The organism is Chitinivibrionales bacterium, from assembly GCA_035516255.1.
Lineage (GTDB): Bacteria > Fibrobacterota > Chitinivibrionia > Chitinivibrionales > FEN-1185 > FEN-1185.
Window position 1 is genome coordinate 26746 of record DATJAL010000010.1, and the last position, 18080, is coordinate 44825.

At 54.3% G+C, this 18080-nt stretch carries 21 protein-coding genes; 12 read left to right on the top strand and 9 right to left on the bottom strand.

Translation table 11 applies throughout. The features are described 5' to 3' along the window. Positions 1-378: 378 nt before the first annotated feature. The 5 genes from VLX68_03745 to VLX68_03765 all read left to right on the top strand — a co-directional run bounded on the left by VLX68_03745 (position 379) and on the right by VLX68_03765 (position 5343). Positions 379-1467, top strand: coding sequence for a PAAR domain-containing protein (locus tag VLX68_03745; GenBank protein HUI91341.1), 1089 nt, complete (start codon positions 379-381; stop codon positions 1465-1467). Positions 1468-1516: 49 nt separating this feature from the next. Beyond that, the gene (locus VLX68_03750) at positions 1517-2215 is read left to right on the top strand and encodes a hypothetical protein (GenBank protein HUI91342.1); all 699 of its coding nucleotides are present in this window, start codon (positions 1517-1519) and stop codon (positions 2213-2215) included. A gap of 172 nt (positions 2216-2387) precedes the next feature. Then, on the top strand, positions 2388-3572 hold the full coding sequence (locus tag VLX68_03755) for a hypothetical protein (GenBank protein ID HUI91343.1): 1185 nt from the start codon (positions 2388-2390) through the stop codon (positions 3570-3572). Positions 3573-3708: 136 nt separating this feature from the next. Continuing rightward, positions 3709-4899, top strand: coding sequence for a hypothetical protein (locus VLX68_03760; protein HUI91344.1), 1191 nt, complete (start codon positions 3709-3711; stop codon positions 4897-4899). Positions 4900-4905: 6 nt separating this feature from the next. Then, a complete protein-coding gene (locus VLX68_03765; GenBank protein HUI91345.1) occupies positions 4906-5343 on the top strand; it encodes a DcrB-related protein in 438 nt (145 codons plus the stop codon). Between the two features lie 38 nt (positions 5344-5381). On the opposite strand, the gene VLX68_03770 is transcribed toward VLX68_03765, so the two are convergent. From VLX68_03770 to VLX68_03790, 5 genes are all read right to left on the bottom strand, one after another. Next, positions 5382-5774 (bottom strand): hypothetical protein, encoded by a 393-nt coding sequence (locus VLX68_03770; protein ID HUI91346.1) that lies wholly within the window; start codon positions 5772-5774, stop codon positions 5382-5384. Between the two features lie 54 nt (positions 5775-5828). Then, positions 5829-6131 carry a hypothetical protein gene (locus VLX68_03775; protein ID HUI91347.1) on the bottom strand — a complete coding sequence of 101 codons (303 nt, stop codon included), beginning with the start codon at positions 6129-6131 and terminating at the stop codon, positions 5829-5831. Between the two features lie 162 nt (positions 6132-6293). Continuing rightward, entirely contained in the window at positions 6294-7073 is a 780-nt protein-coding gene (mazG, locus tag VLX68_03780) for a nucleoside triphosphate pyrophosphohydrolase (GenBank protein ID HUI91348.1), read from the bottom strand. A 68-nt stretch (positions 7074-7141) separates the two neighbouring features. Further along, positions 7142-7750 (bottom strand): L-threonylcarbamoyladenylate synthase, encoded by a 609-nt coding sequence (locus tag VLX68_03785; GenBank protein ID HUI91349.1) that lies wholly within the window; start codon positions 7748-7750, stop codon positions 7142-7144. 10 nt (positions 7751-7760) lie between these two features. After that, on the bottom strand, positions 7761-7994 hold the full coding sequence (locus VLX68_03790) for a SelT/SelW/SelH family (seleno)protein (protein ID HUI91350.1): 234 nt from the start codon (positions 7992-7994) through the stop codon (positions 7761-7763). Positions 7995-8263: 269 nt separating this feature from the next. Here VLX68_03790 and VLX68_03795 point away from each other — a divergent pair, with 269 nt between their 5' ends. Beyond that, positions 8264-8443, top strand: coding sequence for a hypothetical protein (locus tag VLX68_03795; protein ID HUI91351.1), 180 nt, complete (start codon positions 8264-8266; stop codon positions 8441-8443). Positions 8444-8494: 51 nt separating this feature from the next. Here the strand turns inward: VLX68_03795 and aroB are convergent, their stop codons facing one another. The 4 genes from aroB to VLX68_03815 are packed head-to-tail and all read right to left on the bottom strand — an operon-like array spanning position 8495 to position 12692. Further along, a complete protein-coding gene (aroB, locus tag VLX68_03800) occupies positions 8495-9574 on the bottom strand; it encodes a 3-dehydroquinate synthase (protein ID HUI91352.1) in 1080 nt (359 codons plus the stop codon). Between the two features lie 18 nt (positions 9575-9592). After that, positions 9593-10870 carry a 3-phosphoshikimate 1-carboxyvinyltransferase gene (gene aroA / locus VLX68_03805; protein ID HUI91353.1) on the bottom strand — a complete coding sequence of 426 codons (1278 nt, stop codon included), beginning with the start codon at positions 10868-10870 and terminating at the stop codon, positions 9593-9595. Beyond that, a complete protein-coding gene (gene aroE / locus VLX68_03810; GenBank protein ID HUI91354.1) occupies positions 10867-11763 on the bottom strand; it encodes a shikimate dehydrogenase in 897 nt (298 codons plus the stop codon). Before aroE ends, aroA begins: the two co-directional genes overlap by 4 nt. Further along, the gene (locus VLX68_03815; protein ID HUI91355.1) at positions 11760-12692 is read right to left on the bottom strand and encodes a GGDEF domain-containing protein; all 933 of its coding nucleotides are present in this window, start codon (positions 12690-12692) and stop codon (positions 11760-11762) included. The genes aroE and VLX68_03815 overlap by 4 nt, the downstream gene beginning before the upstream one ends. A 114-nt stretch (positions 12693-12806) precedes the next feature. On the opposite strand from VLX68_03815, the gene VLX68_03820 reads away from it, so the two are divergent. The 6 genes from VLX68_03820 (at position 12807) to VLX68_03845 (ending at position 17938) form a co-directional block, all read left to right on the top strand. Then, positions 12807-13400 (top strand): cupin domain-containing protein, encoded by a 594-nt coding sequence (locus VLX68_03820; GenBank protein HUI91356.1) that lies wholly within the window; start codon positions 12807-12809, stop codon positions 13398-13400. A 315-nt stretch (positions 13401-13715) separates the two neighbouring features. Continuing rightward, entirely contained in the window at positions 13716-15014 is a 1299-nt protein-coding gene (locus VLX68_03825) for a 3-isopropylmalate dehydratase large subunit (GenBank protein HUI91357.1), read from the top strand. A 2-nt stretch (positions 15015-15016) separates the two neighbouring features. Continuing rightward, on the top strand, positions 15017-15547 hold the full coding sequence (locus VLX68_03830) for a hypothetical protein (GenBank protein ID HUI91358.1): 531 nt from the start codon (positions 15017-15019) through the stop codon (positions 15545-15547). A gap of 191 nt (positions 15548-15738) precedes the next feature. Next, positions 15739-16836, top strand: a complete 1098-nt coding sequence (locus tag VLX68_03835) for an AgmX/PglI C-terminal domain-containing protein (GenBank protein HUI91359.1) — start codon at positions 15739-15741, stop codon at positions 16834-16836. Between the two features lie 282 nt (positions 16837-17118). Next, positions 17119-17604, top strand: a complete 486-nt coding sequence (locus tag VLX68_03840; GenBank protein HUI91360.1) for a sigma-70 family RNA polymerase sigma factor — start codon at positions 17119-17121, stop codon at positions 17602-17604. Beyond that, a complete protein-coding gene (locus VLX68_03845) occupies positions 17597-17938 on the top strand; it encodes a hypothetical protein (protein HUI91361.1) in 342 nt (113 codons plus the stop codon). Before VLX68_03840 ends, VLX68_03845 begins: the two co-directional genes overlap by 8 nt. Positions 17939-18080 lie beyond the last annotated feature (142 nt).

The following is an 18080-nucleotide window of genomic DNA, read 5'->3' on the forward strand; positions in this document are numbered from 1 at the left end:
AAGTGCGATTTATGAAGAGGCTCTATGCCATGAATTTGTCCTGAATAAAATCACACATGAGAGACAAGTGCCACTGCCTGTTAGTTATAAAGGAAAGATTCTAGGAAATTTCCGTCTGGATCTAATGGTTGAAAACCAGGTTATTGTTGAACTAAACGCCGTCGACCGGTTTGACAAAATTTTTGAAGCTCAACTGTTATCGTACTTGAAAATGACGGGAAAGAAAACTGGATTGATAATAAATTTTAACGTATCATCTTTACGTGACGGAATCAAACGAATGGTTCTGTAATAACAATTCATTTTTTCTTTTTTGATTCTATTTGTCTCTGTGCCCTCTAGGTCTCTGTGGCTATTTTATCTTTTTAGGACCTATCAATGGGAAAACCCGCAGCACGCCTTGGCGACATGACCGCGCACGGCGGCACCATCACGGGGCCTGGCTGCCCCACGGTGCTCATCGGCGGCATGCCGGCGGCCACGCTCGGAGACATGCATGTATGTCCCATGGCGACTCCCGGAACCCCGCCTATCCCGCATGTCGGAGGGCCGATTTCTCTCGGGAGCACCGGCGTATTGATCGGCGGCAAGCCCGCGGCGCGCATGGGCGACATGGCCGTGTGCGTGGGCCCGCCGAGCTCCATCATCCTCGGGTGCATGACCGTTCTTATCGGTGAAGCAGGCGGCGGCGCAGGGGGCGGCGGCGCGGGCGCGGGAGCCGGCGGCGCGGGCGGCACCGGCACGGCGGGCGCGCTGCACAGCGCTGCGGTCGCGGGGCAATCGCCCCAAACGGACGAAACAAAAGATCATTACCTTGACCTGAGCTTTGTCGACGGCGCGAACCTTCCCGTGGGCGGCGTGCGGTATGTCATGTCATGTCCGGACAATGCCAAGCGCGCCGGCGTGCTGGGCGGCAGCATCAAACTCACCGGCATTGACGAAGGCGACTACACCGTAACCCTGCGCGCCATCACCGGCGCCAAGTGGTCGGCACGGGAATCAGACGTGGGCAAAGCGGTCACCATGCAGATCGACACCATGGGCGTTGAAGACGGCGAAAAGGCCATCATCGACATTTACGTGCGCGACGGAAACTACACCGACCACCTGCTTGACACAATGGAAGCAGGCTTCAGCGGCGGCCAGATACAAAAACAGTGGGCCATGCAGGTGGACGAGAAATACCTGGCCATTTGCGACGCAAAGGAAAAGCATAAAAAGTATTCAAGGCCGTTTTTCTTTTTTAGGGTGAAGATCGGGGAAATGGAAGAACAGTCGGGGGCGCTGTATTTGAAGGATTGGGTAGAGATTACGGTAAAGGATAAAAAAGGAAATCCGATGAAAAACAAACAATACAAGGCTTTGCTACCATCAGGAGAAATCGGGCAGGGGACCCTTGACAACCAAGGAAATATTCGGATTAAAAATATTCAACCCGGCAAATTAGGCTTCATCATTATTAAATAATATACCGGTTTTTCAGATAGTACCAATTTAAAAACAGGCTAAACATCTTATGGAACCCGGCGGCAATTTTGAAATCCAAACCAACAAAAAGCATAATCTTGTCCTTCATGAGGACGATGAAATAACAGAAAAAGGAAACAAAGTTTATTTTTTATGGGCATTTGAATTGAAACTTGGTATTCCCGATTACGAAAATTACCCAGACGTTGCCAATCCTCCTACCCGTGATGAAAAAGAAAAAAAGATTTATGAGACTGCCAAGCAATTGTTTCATTCCTGGGAAGATGATATTACGCGAGCCAAGAAAAAACATGGGGAAGAAAATGTTTATGTCAGGGGAATAGAAAATGTTGCTGTTTACAAGGATTTTCAAAAGGCATTCACCGACAGGGAAGCCATTATAATTGTCGTGGCCGCCCATGGCTGGCCGGAAGGGGGTTTTGAGATGGTTCACGGAAGCACTCCCTTTTATCCAAACTATGCAAAGCAATTGAAAAATCTGAAATTGCTCGTTTTGGAATCATGCTTCCAGGGAATAAAGGCAAATCGAAGGCTTTGGTCACAATATACAAATGTAATAATGGAAAATATTATTGGATGGGTTGGCCTAAACAGGGAACTTATCTTGCAAACGGCAATAGATTGGAATAAGGGAAAGGGTATAAGTCCTGACATTACAAATGATAAATTCCATAGCCTGAGGGAGGCAATAGAAAAAGCCGAAACCCAAGTAATAAACAATCCATAGTAAACATTTATATATTTTCCGCCTCTTTGATATGACCATATTAAATTCAAATTTTATTCTGCGCATTTTTCTTTGCCTATTCTCTTTTCTGATCTCATTTTCTTTTGCAAAATCCCCAGTTAATTTTCAATCTATTACAAGCGTCGTCATTTCAATCTATGGTATTGACACAATGTTGCATCCCGACGGAACGCATGGACGGAGTGGAAGACCTGTAATAAAAATAGGATCGCTTACCACCAGAGATTCTTTAATCATTGCCGAGTTCAGAAGAATCCGGCATTGGGAGAATTCACCGGTAAACCTTTGTGCGATTTCCAACAGAATCGATCTTTATGCCGGAGACTCGCTGCTTCTGACCTTGGCTGGGGTTATTGCGGATGGTTGTGGTTTCATTGCATGCTGTCGCCAGTTGAACTGTGATGAAAACAAGCATTTCCCAAAAAGCATAAAGGATAAATTGCTGGAACTTTGCGATGCTGCGCCTGTTAAAGAAGGCTGCATTTCTTTTTCGAAGATACGCACCAAACTGCATGACATGCCGCCGGCGCAGGTAGATTCTATTCAAAAAAAATATTCTGGAAGATTCAAATCGGTTTTTTATTCATTCTCTTTGCCGATACTCCTCAATACCTTGAAAAAATATTACCAATGGTCTACCTTTCCGACAATCAACCGATCCTGGGAAAACCACTTGGCGTTGGTTTTACAGCAGATTCACGATCCGCTGTTTGAATATTTATTCTATGAAGCGTACGGCGATCGCGCAGGTTTCGAGGCATTTTTTGACAAAGAGGAGTGGTTCTGCCAGAAATGCAAAGATACCGAACAGGTCCAATGGTTTATTCATGATAAGCATGTTAGAAATCCCGATTCGATCAGGCAGATTAAAGATAATTGTCTTCATTACGACACATTGCGTAGAGCTATTGACGCCATTACCTCGGTCATGACTTCATATGATAGCCTGACGCTTAAAGCCGCTCCGCATATGTTGGTTCAGCTTTCATTCGACATTCCGGTTAACGTCATCATAAATGTCGATACACTACGGTGGTTTATTCGTTTTAGAATATCGGCCTTGGATGGCGAGGCTTATTTCAAGGCTGTTTCGCTCTCGGCCGGAGGTTTATCTTCCGCATGCAAAAAAGGGATTGATGATATTAAAAAAATTGGCGGCGTTTCCTTTGATGATACTATCATTTTACCTTCCAATTACACATCATCCAAAATAAAAACCATCGCGGTCAATCTTGGAAATGTTTCCTCTAAAAATATCAACTATACAATAGAATTTTCGAATAGAGAAAAGTTCTCCTACACCAAAGACCAGCTTTGCGGGGAATGGTATCAGTAATATCAATGGATCGACAGATTACCGGCAAGTTTCGCGCGGAGCTTGTTGACTGGGGAAAGCCTTGAAGGTAAACTATTCATGTAACTGCAGGTTTCGGTGTCTCATGGTTCCTATGGTGGACGTCAGGAAAGATTAGATGATGATTCTGATAAGAGGTATAATCCTTGTCACAGCACTTTCACTGACAACCGCTTTTGGAAAAACCGCTCACGTGCGCACGCCCTCAACCGCACCCGCGCCCGAGCCCTTTTGTGCGCCCGCCGTCATTCCCTTCACCGAAACCGTTCACGGCGCCTTCACCCTCCCCCTTCCCTGCCGCGTCGGCATAGAAGCAGTCGTCAGCTCGTTCGAGTCCAGGTTCGCAATTGTCACTTTTTCCGGCCAGAGCATCATCGGCGTCGACACCGTTTCGGCCGAGGAATACAAGGGCGGGACACGGAGCGTGCTCGGTTCCGAGGACGAGCACAACCTTGTGCTGCTTTCGGCCGCAGAGGTTGCGGTACTTGACAGGCCGGAAAACAGGGTGTCGGTCGAATACACCACCGCCTCGCCGCGAGCCGATTTTCAGACCAAGTATTTCCAGGGAAAAATCGCGGGCAGCGACCGGCTGCTCATCATCGCCGAGGTGTCGCCCTCGGTCGGCGAGGAGGGCGTTGTCGACGCCACGCTGCATTCGTTGGTGTATGATGATGTCCGGGTGAGAAAAACCCTGTCACGCATCGTTATCGAGCATCCTCTGAACGAGCAGCCGCCTGTGTTTTTCAGCAAAGACGTCGTCATCTACCGCAACAAGCGCAAAGATGCTTCCGAGCCGTGGAAGGCGCTCGACAACACGCTTTCGCCAATAAGCCATCCACTGTGCGCTTTGCTCGACCGGGAATTCAGGCAGTTTTTGATTTACGGGCTGGTGATGTCCGACCGGCACAGGCATGCCGTTGTTTCAGCCACCAATGCCGACACCAAAATGCCCGCGATCAATTATATTTCCTGGAAGTCAAGCAAAGTTTCGTCAATCGCCATGCCGGCGGGCATGTTTTTGGGTCAGAAAAACCTCATGATGTCGCCGTCCGGCAAATGGGTGTTTTTCACCGCGACCATAGACAACGAGGGCAAACGCGCCATGAATCATGTGCTGGTATATCTCGACCCCGACCTTCCCAGCGGGTTTCTCCCTCCGTTCGTCGTTGCCGAAGGGAAAAACGAGGACCGCGCCGCGTGGATAACCGAGCCCGAGGGGCTTGTTGTTTTCGGCAAGGGGCAAGTTTCGTTGTGGGACCTCTCGAAATTCGTTCCAAAAAAACCAAAAACAAAACCAAAAAAAAGGTAGCTTCCCATGGCTGGCTTCAACCATCAGTTCCAGATCGCCCTGCCTGACGGCTGGGAGGACAAGACAGTTTTCACGTATCAGGGCCCGCTCGACAGCGGCGTCCAGCACAACATCGTGCTCCTCGTTGACGCGACGGTGGGTAAAAAAACCGAATTGGCCGACTACGTGAAAAGCCAGATGGCAACGTCAAAAGAGGCGCTGCCCGGGTTCCAGATGATCAAAGAAGGGGAAAAAACGCTGCCGTCAGGAATCAAGGCGCATGAAGTCGTCTACAAATACATGCCGACCGACCAGCAGGCGCTGTACCAGAAGCAGCTTTACCTGATAATTGACGGAAAGGCATACGCGTTCACGTCCACCTTTTCAAAGAAAACACTGCAGACGATCGCCGCCGAGGTGGACCAGATCGTTGCGGGCTTCAGGCCGCTTCAGGCGCAGGAATAAATCCGGCAATCGCGGAAAAGAACATTTCCATTAGGGTCCTATCGCGGAATATTCCCCACGAAAATCATCATCGCCGCGACGATCAGGGCGAATTGTCCGATGCGAAACAGAATGTACTCGCTCTGACCGCCGGTGCCGCCGGTCACGATCCCCAGCGCCAGCAGCATGCCGGCGCACAGGTTTGAGACAATTTTGGCCGTGTGCTCCCGCTGGCCCGACAATGCGAGCACTATTACGAGAATTCCGAGAAAGATGAGCGTAAGCCCCTGCCAGATGAGCGCCATGGAAAGGACGCGCTGCAATCCTTTGATGATGACTTTAAAATCCCTGACTATTGCGCCTGACCTGACAAGATATGCAAGCCCGAGAATGATGGTGACAGCGCCGGCCGCGACATTGAGCCAGAGGGGCGGGACGGAGAGGATGGACATTGGGGAATTTCTCCCGGTCTGCTATTTTCTTGTTCGCCGAACGGTCTTCCTTGCTTAGTTCGACTCATGCGCCGGTTGATGTTTCCGCACCTTTTCCTTTAACAACTTTATCGAGTTGTACAAGTATTGTATCGAGGTTATGATTCCGAGCAGCCCTATTACCAGCGCAAGAATTCCGTAAATATTCTCGGGTCTTTCTTGACCGATGGTGAAGTTCCTGAACAGGTGCAGGGCGCGAACCGTCAGCGGGACAACAATGCCGGACGCGAATAAAAGCGAAAAGCCTGTTATCTTGATGACGAACCGTTTAAATACCAATGCTTTAATTTTATTAGATTTTTCGGCAATATCATCCATAAATCATGATCTTTCGCTCTTCATCGCCTCAAAATAATCAGAGCAAAAACAGATTGATAAATGTCACTCCCGCACACGCGGGAGTCCAGTCAACAATCAAACATTGATTCCCGCTTTCGCGGGAATGACACCTACGGCAAAGGTCATCTAATTATTAATTGATTAATAACTCTTCACCGCCTTCTTGCTTTCCTCCCAGAATTTGTCCATCTCCTCAAGCGGCGCCTTGTGGATGTCTTTGCCGAGTTTCTTGTACCGGTCCTCGATGTACCGGAACCGCTTGGCGAACTTGTTCACCGTCACGCGCAGCGCGTCTTCGGCGGAGATGCGCTTGTGCCGGGCGACGTTGACAAGGGCGAATATGATGTCGCCGAGCTCCTCCTCGGCGTTTTTCTGGTCGCCTTTTTCGAGCGCCTGCCTGAATTCGCCGAACTCCTCCTCCACCTTGTCAAGCACCGGCTTCAGGTCTTTCCAGTCGAAGCCCACCTTTGCCACGCGGCGCTGGATCTTCTCGGCCTTGAACAGCGCCGGCAGGGCGTCGGGAATGTCGTCCACGAGGTATTTGCGGTGCTCCTTCTCGTCCTTCTTGATGCGCTCCCAGTTATGGATCACCTCTTTTGACGACCCCACTGTTGCATTGCCGAACACGTGCGGATGGCGCCTGATGAGCTTGTCGGAAATCTCCCGCGCCACGTCCTCGAGGTCGAACCTTCCCTCGTCCTTCGCGATCTGCGCGTGCAGCACCACCTGCAGCAGGAGGTCGCCGAGCTCCTCGCACATCTTATGGTTGTCGTTTTCGTCAACCGCCTCGAAGAACTCGTACGCCTCGTCGAGCAGGCAGCTCAAGATGCTCTTGTTGTTCTGCTCGCGGTCCCACGGGCAGCCGCCGGGCCCGCGCAGCGTTTTTACGATTTCAACAAACCGGTCGAGTTCTTTTCCCATGATATTCATTGTTCCTTGTCTTATTATTTTATTTTCTCTGTGTTCTCCGTGTCTCTGTGGTGATTTTTCTATCCCTTCCACTCCCCTTTGCCCATCCTCACGACGACCGGCTCGGGACCGGTCAGGTCAACAATGGTCGAGCTTACCGGATTGTCAAGCCTGCCCATGTCGAGAAAAATGTCCACGTTGTGTATGATGGCCGGCGCGATGGCCTCGGGCTCTCCGCGCAGGTCATCCTTCATTCTGATGGATGCGTTCGCCAGCGGCTCGCCGAGCATGTGCACCAGGTCCAGACATACTCTGTTGTCGGGCACGCGTATGCCCACGGTGCGCCGCTTGGGGCTCACCTTTTTCGGCACATATGATGTGGCGGGAAGGATGAACGTGTACGGGCCGGGCAGGTAATGCTTCATGAGCTTGAAATGAGCGTTGTCGATTTGCACATACCTGCTCATCTGGGAAAAATCCGAGCAGATGAACGAGAACAGCCGCGCCTTGTCCTTCTCGACGACGGCGCTGACCCTGTCGAGCGCTTTGGGGTTTGTCGCGCACGCGCCGATGCCGTACACCGTGTCGGTGGGATACACGCAGATGCCGTCATCGTGCGTAAGAGAATAAACGGTCTTTTCGAGTATCCGGCGCTGCGGATTTTCAGGATGCACTTTATAATGGATCATTGTTCGGCATTCATTTCTTCGAGAGCTTTGCCTTCACCAGCGTTTCGATTTCGCCTTCATCCGGGAACCTGTCGAGTCTTTTCTTTGAGAATAGCAGGCTTCTGTCAAGCTCGACCTCAAATACCCCGCCGCGCGATTCGACAAGAACGCTTTCTGCCCCGAATTTCCTTTTCAGTTCGTCCGCCAGACCGGCGGCCCGCGGTCGGTAATTTCACATGCCGCAGTAGGTGATGGTAAATTTCATGATTAATCCTCCTTCTCGGATTTATAAAATTTTTCGATTTAACATCTTAAATTCCGGAATCAACCAGTTAAATGGCCGTTTCAACAGGCATGACTCTGTGTCGCATCTTCAAATAATAAAATATTTGATTTGTTGTGCATATTATCAAATTTTTACGCCGCATTGTTCGTAGTAAGGATGTATTTTTTTGTTGATTTTAACCGCAAAAATTAAACTTGTTGCTCTTTTTTGACGACTATTAAGAAGAGGGCTTTGTGAAGGGAAATTGTATGGAAAGAAAGACATCGAGCCAGAAAAAAGAAACTGTTCAATCTTCCGTCAAACGGCGCATTCCCTTTCTTTGTGGAAGGCCCAGGCGCGAAACCGCCATCGACCATGATGACAGCTTGAACCTCGAGATTGCGCTTCACACCTGCAAAACAGTTGATGAGCTGCTGAAGCAGTTGTAACGTTTCCCGGGCCGCGGGCGTCCCGTCCGCTTTCCATTGTAAAATTTGATTTTATCCGAGGACGCCGCGCAGCGTTTCAAGCACCAGTTTTTCCGGCACACCACGGTACAGCGCCGACACACCCGGTTTCCGCGGCAGAACGAACACCAGCTTGCCGCCGGACATCTTCTTGTCTGTAAACATGGCGCGGTAAAGGCCCCCGGCATCGGGGGTGGAGGGAAGCCTTATCGTAGGAAGTTTGGACAGCAGGGAGCTGTAAGGACCGCGCGATGGTGCCGGGATTGATCCGAAACGCATTCCCAGATCGCAAGCACACCGCATGCCGGCAAATACGGCCTCGCCGTGCAAGACCGTTCTGAAATGATAGAACCGCTCGATCGCATGGGCGAACGTATGCCCGAAATTGAGGAGCGCACGCCGGCCGCTCACCTCTTTTTCGTCGCTTTCAACAACGGCGGCTTTTATTTCCAGCGAGCGTTTGATGCCCGAAAACAGCGCCTGCGTATCACCCGCAATCATTTTCTCATGGTTGTTAAGCACGAAAGCGAACATTTCCCTGCCGCCGATGAATGCGTATTTGAAAAGCTCTGCGTAGCCCGCCAGAAATTCCCTGCACGGCAGCGTTGTGAGAAACGCGGTGTCGAGCCACACCAGCGACGGCTGGTGGAACGCGCCGATCAGGTTTTTTCCGAGCGCATGGTCCACCGCCGTTTTTCCGCCCACGCTTGAGTCCACCATGGCAAGGAGCGTTGTCGGGACCTGCACATACGCCACGCCGCGCAAAAACGATGCCGCCGCAAACCCGGCCACATCTCCCACCACGCCGCCGCCCAGGGCGATCACCACCGATTTTCTGTCGAGCCGTGATTTCAACAGGAAATCGAGAACGGACTGCCATGTTGCAACGGTTTTATATTTTTCTCCATCAGGAATGGCAAGGGCCTCGCATGAGAGTTTCTTTTTCCATGATGAAATCACCGGTCGGTACAGTCGGGCAAGAGTGACGTTTGTGACGAGCGCGAATCTGGAATCCGGAAACAGTTTTTTTACTCGCGCCGGAAAATCATTAAAGGCGCCATGATCCAGGACGATTGGATATGACCTTGGTCCGAGATGAACGGTTATCTCCATGATTTGTTTCCCGTCGTTTTATTCAACAATCTCAATGTTCGCACCCAGAGCCCTGAAATCCTCAAGGAACGTCGGATAGGTCACCGCCGCGGCTTCCGCCGTGTCAACCACCGTCTCCCCGTCCGCGGCCATGCCCGCGAGCGCCAGCGCCATGACCACCCGGTGATCGCCGCGGCCGTTTACCTGCGCGCCCTTAAGCCGGCAGCGCTTTACCGTCAAGCCGTCTTTTTCTTCTTTTATATCCGCGCCCATTTTTTTAAGCTCTTCGGCCATCACCGCGATGCGGTCGGTCTCCTTGATCCTTGCCTGCGCCACGTTCTCGATTTTCGTTTCTCCTTTGGCAACGCATCCGAGCACGCAGAAAGCGGGCAGGGCATCGGGCATCGCGTTGAGGTCTATTTCCATGCCGCGCAGGTCTCCGGTTGTCCCGACAACGGCGCCGCCCGGCTCCCTGCTCACCGCCGCGCCCATGGCGCCGAGCACGTCGAACACGCCCTTGTCGCCCTGCGAGTCGCTGAAGTCAAGTCCCTGCAGCGCTATGCGCGAGCCGGTGAGCGGGGCGGCAACGGCGGCAAAGGTCGCGGAGGAAAAATCGCCGGGCACGGTGTAATGGAGCGCCTTGTACGCCTGGCCGCCGAAGACGCGGAGATGCGAAAGATCGGACGATGCCTCGTACCGGATCCCCTGGCGGTCGAGCCAGCGCATGGTCATCTCGACATAGGGACGCTCGTGCAGGTTCTCGACGCTTATGTCGGAGTCTTTCGGCGCGCACGGGCACGCAAACAGCAGGCTCGAAACAAACTGGGAGGAAAAACCGTTCACCGTTGTTTTCCCGCCACGGATCGGGCCGCGCACCCAAAACGGAAGATCGCTTCCCCGGCGCTCCAACCCGAATTCCGCGCCGAGTCCCTTCAGGGCCTCGAGTACCGGCATAAACGGACGCGAGCGCAGCGACTCGTCTCCGTCAAACCTGCGCAGTCTGCTTCCCAGGGCGGCGACGGACGCGAACAGGTTGGTGCTCGTGCCGGAATTCTCCATTGCAAACGTGTCGGATCCGCGGTTAAAATCGTTCCCCACACCGGTGACCCGCAGGTTTTTCCCGGCGATTTCAATTTCAGCGCCCATGCTTTTCGCAGCGGCAATCGCGGACGCGCCGTCGCCGGTGGCGAGGATGTTGGAAAGCTGCGAAACGCCTTTTGACAGCGTGGCGATCACCAGCGCGCGGATGGTGTGCGATTTTGACGGCGGTATGGCGATGGCGCCCGAAAGGGTCGATTTTCTCACGCGCCACTTCATGCGTCCGCTCCGGGCCGCGTGGGCGATTCGACCAGCGCCCCGAGTTCCGCCATGTCAACAATCGTTTCGTCCACGGCGCGGCCGATCCAATAGGCGCACGACGCAAGCGCCTGATGGACCAACATGGACAATCCTCCCTGGCTTACGCAGCCGGCTTTTTCCGCCCGTTTGCACAACGTTGTCTTTGCCGGATTGTAAATCACGTCGAATACCGCCATTCCCTTGTGCAAATAGTCGCCTTCAAGCGGCGAATTTTCACTGTCGGGGAACATTCCCACCGGCGTACAGTTGACGCACAAGGAACAATCATCCATGACGCGTTTCAGATCACCGGATGAAAAAAGCGCCGTTGCGACCGGAAAATTCGTCTTAACGGTCACCTCCTCGGCAAGGCGCGAAATTTTTTTGACGTCCCTGCCCACCAGGGTGAGTTTCGACGGGATTTTCTGCGATGCAAGCGCGAACGCGAAGGTGCGCGCCGTGCCGCCGTTGCCGAGAATCACGATGTTGCCCTTTTTCGCGTCGATGCCCGCTTTTTTAAGCGCCCGTTCAAAGCCCTCCCAGTCCGTGGTCGTGCCGTGCAGAACGTTATCCTTAAAGTAAAGCGTATTGACCGTGCAGGTGAGCGCGGACAGCGGCGACACAACGTCGCAGTACGGCACCACGGCCTGCTTGTGCGGGATGGTGACGTTCGCGCCCGCAAACCCCGCGGCCCGCAGCGACAGCACCGCGGCATGGAGCTCGTGTGGCCGCACCGCGAGCGGCACATAGGCAAGCGGAAGGCCCAAGGCCGCGAAGATGTGGTTGTGAATGACGGGCGAAAGCGAATGCGCCACCGGAGTGCCGAGCAGCCCGACAAGGCGCGTTGCGCCGGTAATGCGCTGAAGCTTCATGGCTGCTGTTCCTGAGCGCCGCTCAGAAACGCCTTCACCTGGTTACGGCCGGCGTTTTTGGCTTGGTACAGCGCCGAGTCCGCCTCCTCGATCATGGCGACGGTGGATTTGATCTCGCCCCTAAACGCGGTGACGCCGAGCGACGCGGTGAGGCGCTTGTTGGGCAGCTGCTGCTCATTGACAAACCGGTAATCGAAGATGGCGGCGCGAATGTTCTCCGCGGTGCGCAGCGCGTGGTTGAGCGGCTGCGACGGCAGCAGGATGGCGAATTCCTCGCCGCCGTACCGCGCCACGGTGTCGTCCGGGCTGCACACGGCGTGCAGGATCCTCACCGTCTCGATGAGCGCGAGGTCGCCCTGGATGTGGCCGTTGAGGTCGTTGTAGATCTTGAAATGGTCGAGGTCGAGCATGATGAGCGAGAACACCGTTCCCGTCTGCGTCGCCGCCGCGAAAAGCCGCTTGAACTCCTCGTCGAAGAAATGGCGGTTGTACGCCTTTGTCAAGTCATCGACGAGGGCGCGGCTCGCGGTGTCGACGTAGTCGCGCGCGTCAACGATCTTGGGGTTCACCAGCTTGCGCTTGATGTTGGTGTAGTAGTCGAGCGACGCGACGTGGATGCCCACGTTGCGGCCCAGCTTTTCGCTGATGAGGAACTTGTGCTTGAGGATCTCCTTCCAGTCGCGCTGCGCCTCCTCCTCGGGGAGCCGGATCTGGATGAGCGCGAAGATGATGTCCCGGTAGTAGGTGCCGGGCTTCTTGCCGATCATGTCGAGCGCGCTCTCGTCGTCCTGGATGTGGCGCTCCACGTCGCCGCTCGCGATCTCGATCCAGCGGAGGTCGGTGAGCTTCTTGAGATTGTCAAGGTCCTCTATGTGCATGGCGCCGCCGCCGCCCTGCGGGGCGGTTTTCTTGTCTTCATTGTTCTGCATATATTCTCCTGAAACGATTTCCGTTAAACAATAAAAAAATAATATCCCGTCGCCTCAACCATGGCGCAAATAAAGTGCTTGCTTTTGGTCCGGAAATGTTTTATAATTACTGTAATGAATAAAGTATTACTTAAATCCGTTCTTCCGGAAATCGGCACCATTCTCAGGGTGTTCCGCCAGAAAATCCATAAAAACCAGGGCGAAGTCGCCCGGCGGGCCGGCATTTCAACAAGCATGCTCTCCCAGATCGAGCGGGGCGCGGTGTCGCCGTCCATCGACACGCTGGTGGCGGTGTGCGTGGCGCTGGAGATGGACGTGGCCGACCTGTTCAGGAGGATCTCGCCCGACGCGCCGGTGCGCGTGCACCACCGGGGAAAGCGGCTGTCAACGCAGACCCGCGGCGTCAGGTTCGAGCAGCTCGCCACGAGCGGCGACGCGGGCCATCCCGCCGAAATGCTGCTGTTGGAAATCGCGCCGGGCAAAGAGGCCGGCATATCGGGCAACGGCCATGAAGGAGTGGAAATGGGGTATGTGCTGGAAGGAAACGCCGCGCTCATGGTACAGGGGCAGGAATTTGAGATCGGCCCGGGCGACAGCGTTTCATACAACTCGCACCTGCCCCATAAACTTATGAATAAAAGCACCAGAATTTTCAGGGCGGTGTGGAACGCCCTGCCGCCGCATAAGGATTATTTGGAGGAGAAATAGATTTTTGGTGGGGGAAGTTTCCCCCTCCTGGGTGCGGCCGGGTACCGGCAGCGGCAAGATTCATTCATCCGCTGGGCGCACCCGCGAGCGATAGTAGTAAAGGTTAAATGTTATACGTGGTTGAAATTTCACGTTGGCTCCGGTTGGAGTCACTGGCGATTGTAAAGAAACGGTAGACTCTCGACGCGTTAGGTGGACCGGAGGGTAAGCAAGAGCAAATTGCCGGCCGAGCCCGAAGGGAGACCGACCCGAGCCTGAGTTTTAACGAAGGCGAGGGGAACGCCAACATTTTTAAAAGAAAGGAAGAAAAGCAATATGGGAAAGACTATCACCGAAAAAATATTCGACGCGCATGTCAAGGACGAGCCGTTTCCCGGCACCACAGTGCTGGCCATCGACGTGGTCATGTGCCACGAGATCACCACGCCCATCGCGATCATGGACCTTGTGGCCCGCGGCAAGGACCGCGTGTTCGACGCCTCGAAGATCAAGGCGGTCATCGATCACGTGACGCCGCCCAAGGACAGCAAGAGCGCGACGCAGGCCAAAACGCTGCGCGACTGGGCCGCGCGGCACAAGATCCGCGACTTCTTCGACATCGGTTACAACGGCGTGTGCCATGCCCTGTTTCCGGAAAAAGGGTTCATACGTCCCGGCAACACCGTGATCATGGGCGACAGCCACACGTGCACGCACGGCGCGTTCGGCGCGTTTGCCGCGGGCGTGGGCACCACCGACCTCGAGGTCGGGATCCTCAAGGGCGTCTGTGCGTTCAGGGCGCCGAAGGCCATCCGCATTGACATTACGGGAAAACTGCCGAAAGGCGTGTTCGCGAAAGACGTGATCCTCGAGGTGATCCGCACGCTCACGGTGAACGGCGCCACCGACCGCGTGATCGAGTTTGCCGGCCCGGTGGTTGACGCAATGATCATGGACGAGCGCATGACGCTGTGCAACATGGCGGTGGAGGCGGGCGCCACGAGCGGCATCTGCATGCCGGACAGGCAGACCGTCGACTATCTGTGGCCGTTCATTTCGAAACAGTACCGCAACAGCAAAGCGGCCGCGCTCGCCGATTTTATAAAATGGCATTCCGACCCGGACGCGGTTTACGAAAAAAGAATCACGCTCAACGTGTCGAGGCTCGAACCGGTTGCCACGGTAGGGTACAAGCCCGACCAGGTGAAAAAGCTCAAGGAGCTCTCCGATGTCAAGATCGACCAGGTGTACATCGGCTCGTGCACCAACGGTAGGCTGTCGGACCTGCGCGCCGCCGCGTCCGTAGTAAAAGGCACGCGGCTCGCGCCCGGCGTGCGCGGCATTTTAAGCCCGGCGACGCGCGACATTTTCGCCAAGGCCATGAAGCTTGGAATCATCAAGACGTTCATGGACGCCGGCTACTGCGTGACCAACCCGACCTGCGGGGCGTGCCTTGGCATGAGCAACGGCGTTCTCGCCGAGGGCGAGGTGTGCGCGTCAACCACGAACCGGAATTTTTACGGCCGCATGGGAAAGGGCGGCATGGTGCACCTGATGAGCCCGGCAAGCGCGGCGGCGAGCGGGATCACGGGAAAATTGACTGATCCCAGAAAATTTATCAAGGAAAGGAAGTAACCATGAAAACTTTTGGTGGACCGGTATTATTCCTGGACAGATCAGATATAAATACTGATGAGATAATTCCTGCAAAATATTTAAACGAAGTGACCAAAGAGGCTCTAGGCCCTCACCTGCTCGAAGACCTGAAGCTCGAAGGGTTTGATCCGAAAAAACTGGCGTCAAAAAATTGCCGTGTCATTATTGCACGCGCTAATTTCGGGTGCGGCTCGTCGCGCGAGCATGCGCCGTGGGCGCTCGAGGTGAACGGCATCACCGCGGTGGTCGCCGAGAGTTTCGCCCGCATCTTCCGGCAGAACATGTTCAACTGCGGCATGCTGGCCATCGAGCTGCCGAAAGCAGAACTCGACGGCCTTTTCGCGGACTGCGATAAAAACGGCACCATGTGCGACGTTGACCTTTCGGAGAAAACCATGATTTTCTCATGGGCCCGCGACAAGAGCCGCTCGGTGAGCTTTTCACTCAACCCGTTTGACGAGGCGCTGGTAAAGGCCGGCGGGTGGGTAGAGTTTGCGGATGCGAAGTATTAATTTCGGGTATTATTGATGATCCCAAGGGCAAGCCAATCCTGGCTTGCCCTTTTTTTCCCCGCCATTCATCATCCCCTGTAACATTCCCCTCCCTCACAGCGTTATAACTTATGAAGAGGAGAAAAGGTCTTTACTGAACCTTGACACACATCCTGGCCAGTAAAGACCGCCCAAGTGCAAAGGAGGCACCTATGAGTGCAGATAAAAGAGTGCTCGACGGCTCGCCGCGGGTTGATAGTGACGATGAAGAGCAGGAGCCGGAACCCGGCAGGATAATTCCGCTCAAAGATTTCCTGGAAAAATTAAAAGGCCGCAAGGACATATTCACCATTGACAAGGAATCGCGGCTGTCCAGGATTGAGACCGCGTGCCTCGCGCTTGCCTTTATCACCGGCGCCGTGTTCGCAACGATCCACGTGGTGCGCGTGCCGCCGGATTTCATCGGCCCTGCTTTTAAGACCGGTGATCAGGGAACCGTCATTGTTTCACCGCAGGTGGTTGAGCTTACGCCCACCAGCTACTTTACCAGCATGCCCAAGCCGCCCGCGAAAATAAAAGTATTAAAACCAACCGGTAAATACTATGGAAACGGGCAGCCTCATGGCGGCGTGGGAAGCCCTGCCTCCCGCATAGCGCGCATGAAGGCGTTCTGGATGAAGGCGAACCGCCTGATAGGAGTTGCTTCAACGGGCGTTGACCAGGGTGGAGCATCAACCGGCATTGACAAGGGCATTGATGTATGCCTTGTCGGCAAGAGGCCGCTTAAGAACGGCGGAGGACCTGGAACTGGGCGGCGGCTCGAGCCGGGAATCGGCGTAGGCACCGGAATAGGCCCGAGCGGTGTGCAGCCCGGCGTCGGTACCGGCCTTGACGACCCGCTTGCCAACCTCCTTGCACCCGACGGCGCGCCGCTGGACCCCAAGCCGAGGCAGCACGACAACGCTCTTGACAGAATCAACAAAGCTGCAAATGAGATCAACCATGCCATTCTCACCGGCGGAAGAACCAAGTCGAGCATCCTGCACACGGTCCAGGAAAACCTCATTACCATCAGGTATGCATACAACAAATGGCTGCGCCAGCATCCCAACACGGCGGGAAAAATCACGGTGAAGTTCGCGATCGACGAATTCGGCAACGTGATCTTCTGCGACGTGCTCACCGCGACCCTGCAGGGTTCCGATCTGTCGGACCAGGTGATCGCCATTGTCAAGAAGTGGAACTTCGGTAAGATAGACAAGCCGGGGGACATAACAGAGGCTGTTTATCCTCTGGTGTTTTCAATGTGAAGTTGGATGTCGGAAGTTTGAAGTTGAATGTTGAAAGCAAAATGCATATCAAAGAATAGAAATACGGAGGATAAACAAATGCGAGCAGGCAGGACTGGAGGCCGCGCTGAAGCGCGGTGCTGCCCGGCGCCCCGCGAAGCGGCCTCGCGCCGTGGCAGCCCGAGGGCAAGCCCGAGACCGGAAGGAGGGCCGACCCCACGCCGAGCTTTTGCGAGGCGGAGGGAAACGCCATTTTATTTTTAATTGACATAATCAGTTTCCCTTTAGTAAAATCTGATATTCATGAACAACGAAGCCTTCAACGCCTTGTACAGCATCCACGCCAAAAGCCTGTACAACTATATTCTATGGATGACCAGGAACACCGAGGCGAGCAAGGACATCCTCCAGACCATTTTCATACGGCTGTGGAAAAGCGATTCGGCGCCGGATGACGAGGTTGGCATCAGGCGCTGGCTGTACACCATGGCCAAGAACGCCTGCTACGACACGTTCCGCGCTCATTCGCGCTTTTCTCGGTTGCGCGCGCATTACACCGCCGATTTCCAGAGCACCGACACCGACCCGCACGACGGATTTTTCTGGGACATGCTCGAGGAGCTTTCTGAAACCGAGCGGTGCATATTGTATCTTCATCTCAAGGCCGGGTATTCGTATGCCGAGATAGGCCGCATCGTGGACCTCACCGAAAGCAACGTGCGCGTGAAGATGTGCCGGGCGATCAAGCGGCTGAGGGACGTATGCGCAAGGAGCAAGACGCATGGATAGCAAGCAGGTGCATGTGCCGGACGAAGAGGCGCTCATCGAGAAGGTGATGTCCGGCAAGACCGACGAGCTTCTCCCCCACCTCCGGGAATGCCCGGACTGCGCCCGCTTTGTCAAGGAAATCCAGGAGGTCAAGACCGGCCTCTCGTCCATCGAGGACGAGGAACCGCCGCCGCTGCGCCTTGACAAAGCAAAAAAGAAGTCACCGCTCCCGCTTGTCACACCGTGGATACAGGACCTACCGCACGAATGGTACCGGAATCCGTTTATTTTGAGTTTCGGTTTTCTTATGGTGGTATTGGTTCTGTATGTGTTGGTAGTTTTTGTTTTTAAATGAAAAATATCCGGGCGAGAGGTCGCGCCGGGGGCGGCCGCAGGCCGTCGCTGAAAGCGCGGTGCTGCCCGGACGCCGCCGCGAAGCGGCCTCGCGCCGTGGCAGCCCGAGCCGTAGGCGAGACCGGAGGGACGACCCTTGTGAC

Excerpts from the sequence above, each read along its gene's own strand:
- VLX68_03785 (HUI91349.1), bottom strand. The coding sequence starts at position 7,750 with ATGATCCATTATAAAGTGCATCCTGAAAATCCGCAGCGCCGGATACTC.
- VLX68_03795 (HUI91351.1), top strand. The coding sequence starts at position 8,264 with ATGGAAAGAAAGACATCGAGCCAGAAAAAAGAAACTGTTCAATCTTCC.
- VLX68_03755 (HUI91343.1), top strand. The coding sequence starts at position 2,388 with ATGTTGCATCCCGACGGAACGCATGGACGGAGTGGAAGACCTGTAATA.
- aroE (HUI91354.1), bottom strand. The coding sequence starts at position 11,763 with ATGAAGCTTCAGCGCATTACCGGCGCAACGCGCCTTGTCGGGCTGCTC.
- VLX68_03835 (HUI91359.1), top strand. The coding sequence starts at position 15,739 with ATGAGTGCAGATAAAAGAGTGCTCGACGGCTCGCCGCGGGTTGATAGT.
- aroA (HUI91353.1), bottom strand. The coding sequence starts at position 10,870 with ATGAAGTGGCGCGTGAGAAAATCGACCCTTTCGGGCGCCATCGCCATA.
- VLX68_03750 (HUI91342.1), top strand. The coding sequence starts at position 1,517 with ATGGAACCCGGCGGCAATTTTGAAATCCAAACCAACAAAAAGCATAAT.
- mazG (HUI91348.1), bottom strand. The coding sequence starts at position 7,073 with ATGGGAAAAGAACTCGACCGGTTTGTTGAAATCGTAAAAACGCTGCGC.
- aroB (HUI91352.1), bottom strand. The coding sequence starts at position 9,574 with ATGGAGATAACCGTTCATCTCGGACCAAGGTCATATCCAATCGTCCTG.
- VLX68_03825 (HUI91357.1), top strand. The coding sequence starts at position 13,716 with ATGGGAAAGACTATCACCGAAAAAATATTCGACGCGCATGTCAAGGAC.
- VLX68_03765 (HUI91345.1), top strand. The coding sequence starts at position 4,906 with ATGGCTGGCTTCAACCATCAGTTCCAGATCGCCCTGCCTGACGGCTGG.
- VLX68_03845 (HUI91361.1), top strand. The coding sequence starts at position 17,597 with ATGGATAGCAAGCAGGTGCATGTGCCGGACGAAGAGGCGCTCATCGAG.
- VLX68_03760 (HUI91344.1), top strand. The coding sequence starts at position 3,709 with ATGATGATTCTGATAAGAGGTATAATCCTTGTCACAGCACTTTCACTG.
- VLX68_03775 (HUI91347.1), bottom strand. The coding sequence starts at position 6,131 with ATGGATGATATTGCCGAAAAATCTAATAAAATTAAAGCATTGGTATTT.
- VLX68_03815 (HUI91355.1), bottom strand. The coding sequence starts at position 12,692 with ATGCAGAACAATGAAGACAAGAAAACCGCCCCGCAGGGCGGCGGCGGC.
- VLX68_03770 (HUI91346.1), bottom strand. The coding sequence starts at position 5,774 with ATGTCCATCCTCTCCGTCCCGCCCCTCTGGCTCAATGTCGCGGCCGGC.
- VLX68_03840 (HUI91360.1), top strand. The coding sequence starts at position 17,119 with ATGAACAACGAAGCCTTCAACGCCTTGTACAGCATCCACGCCAAAAGC.
- VLX68_03745 (HUI91341.1), top strand. The coding sequence starts at position 379 with ATGGGAAAACCCGCAGCACGCCTTGGCGACATGACCGCGCACGGCGGC.
- VLX68_03830 (HUI91358.1), top strand. The coding sequence starts at position 15,017 with ATGAAAACTTTTGGTGGACCGGTATTATTCCTGGACAGATCAGATATA.
- VLX68_03820 (HUI91356.1), top strand. The coding sequence starts at position 12,807 with ATGAATAAAGTATTACTTAAATCCGTTCTTCCGGAAATCGGCACCATT.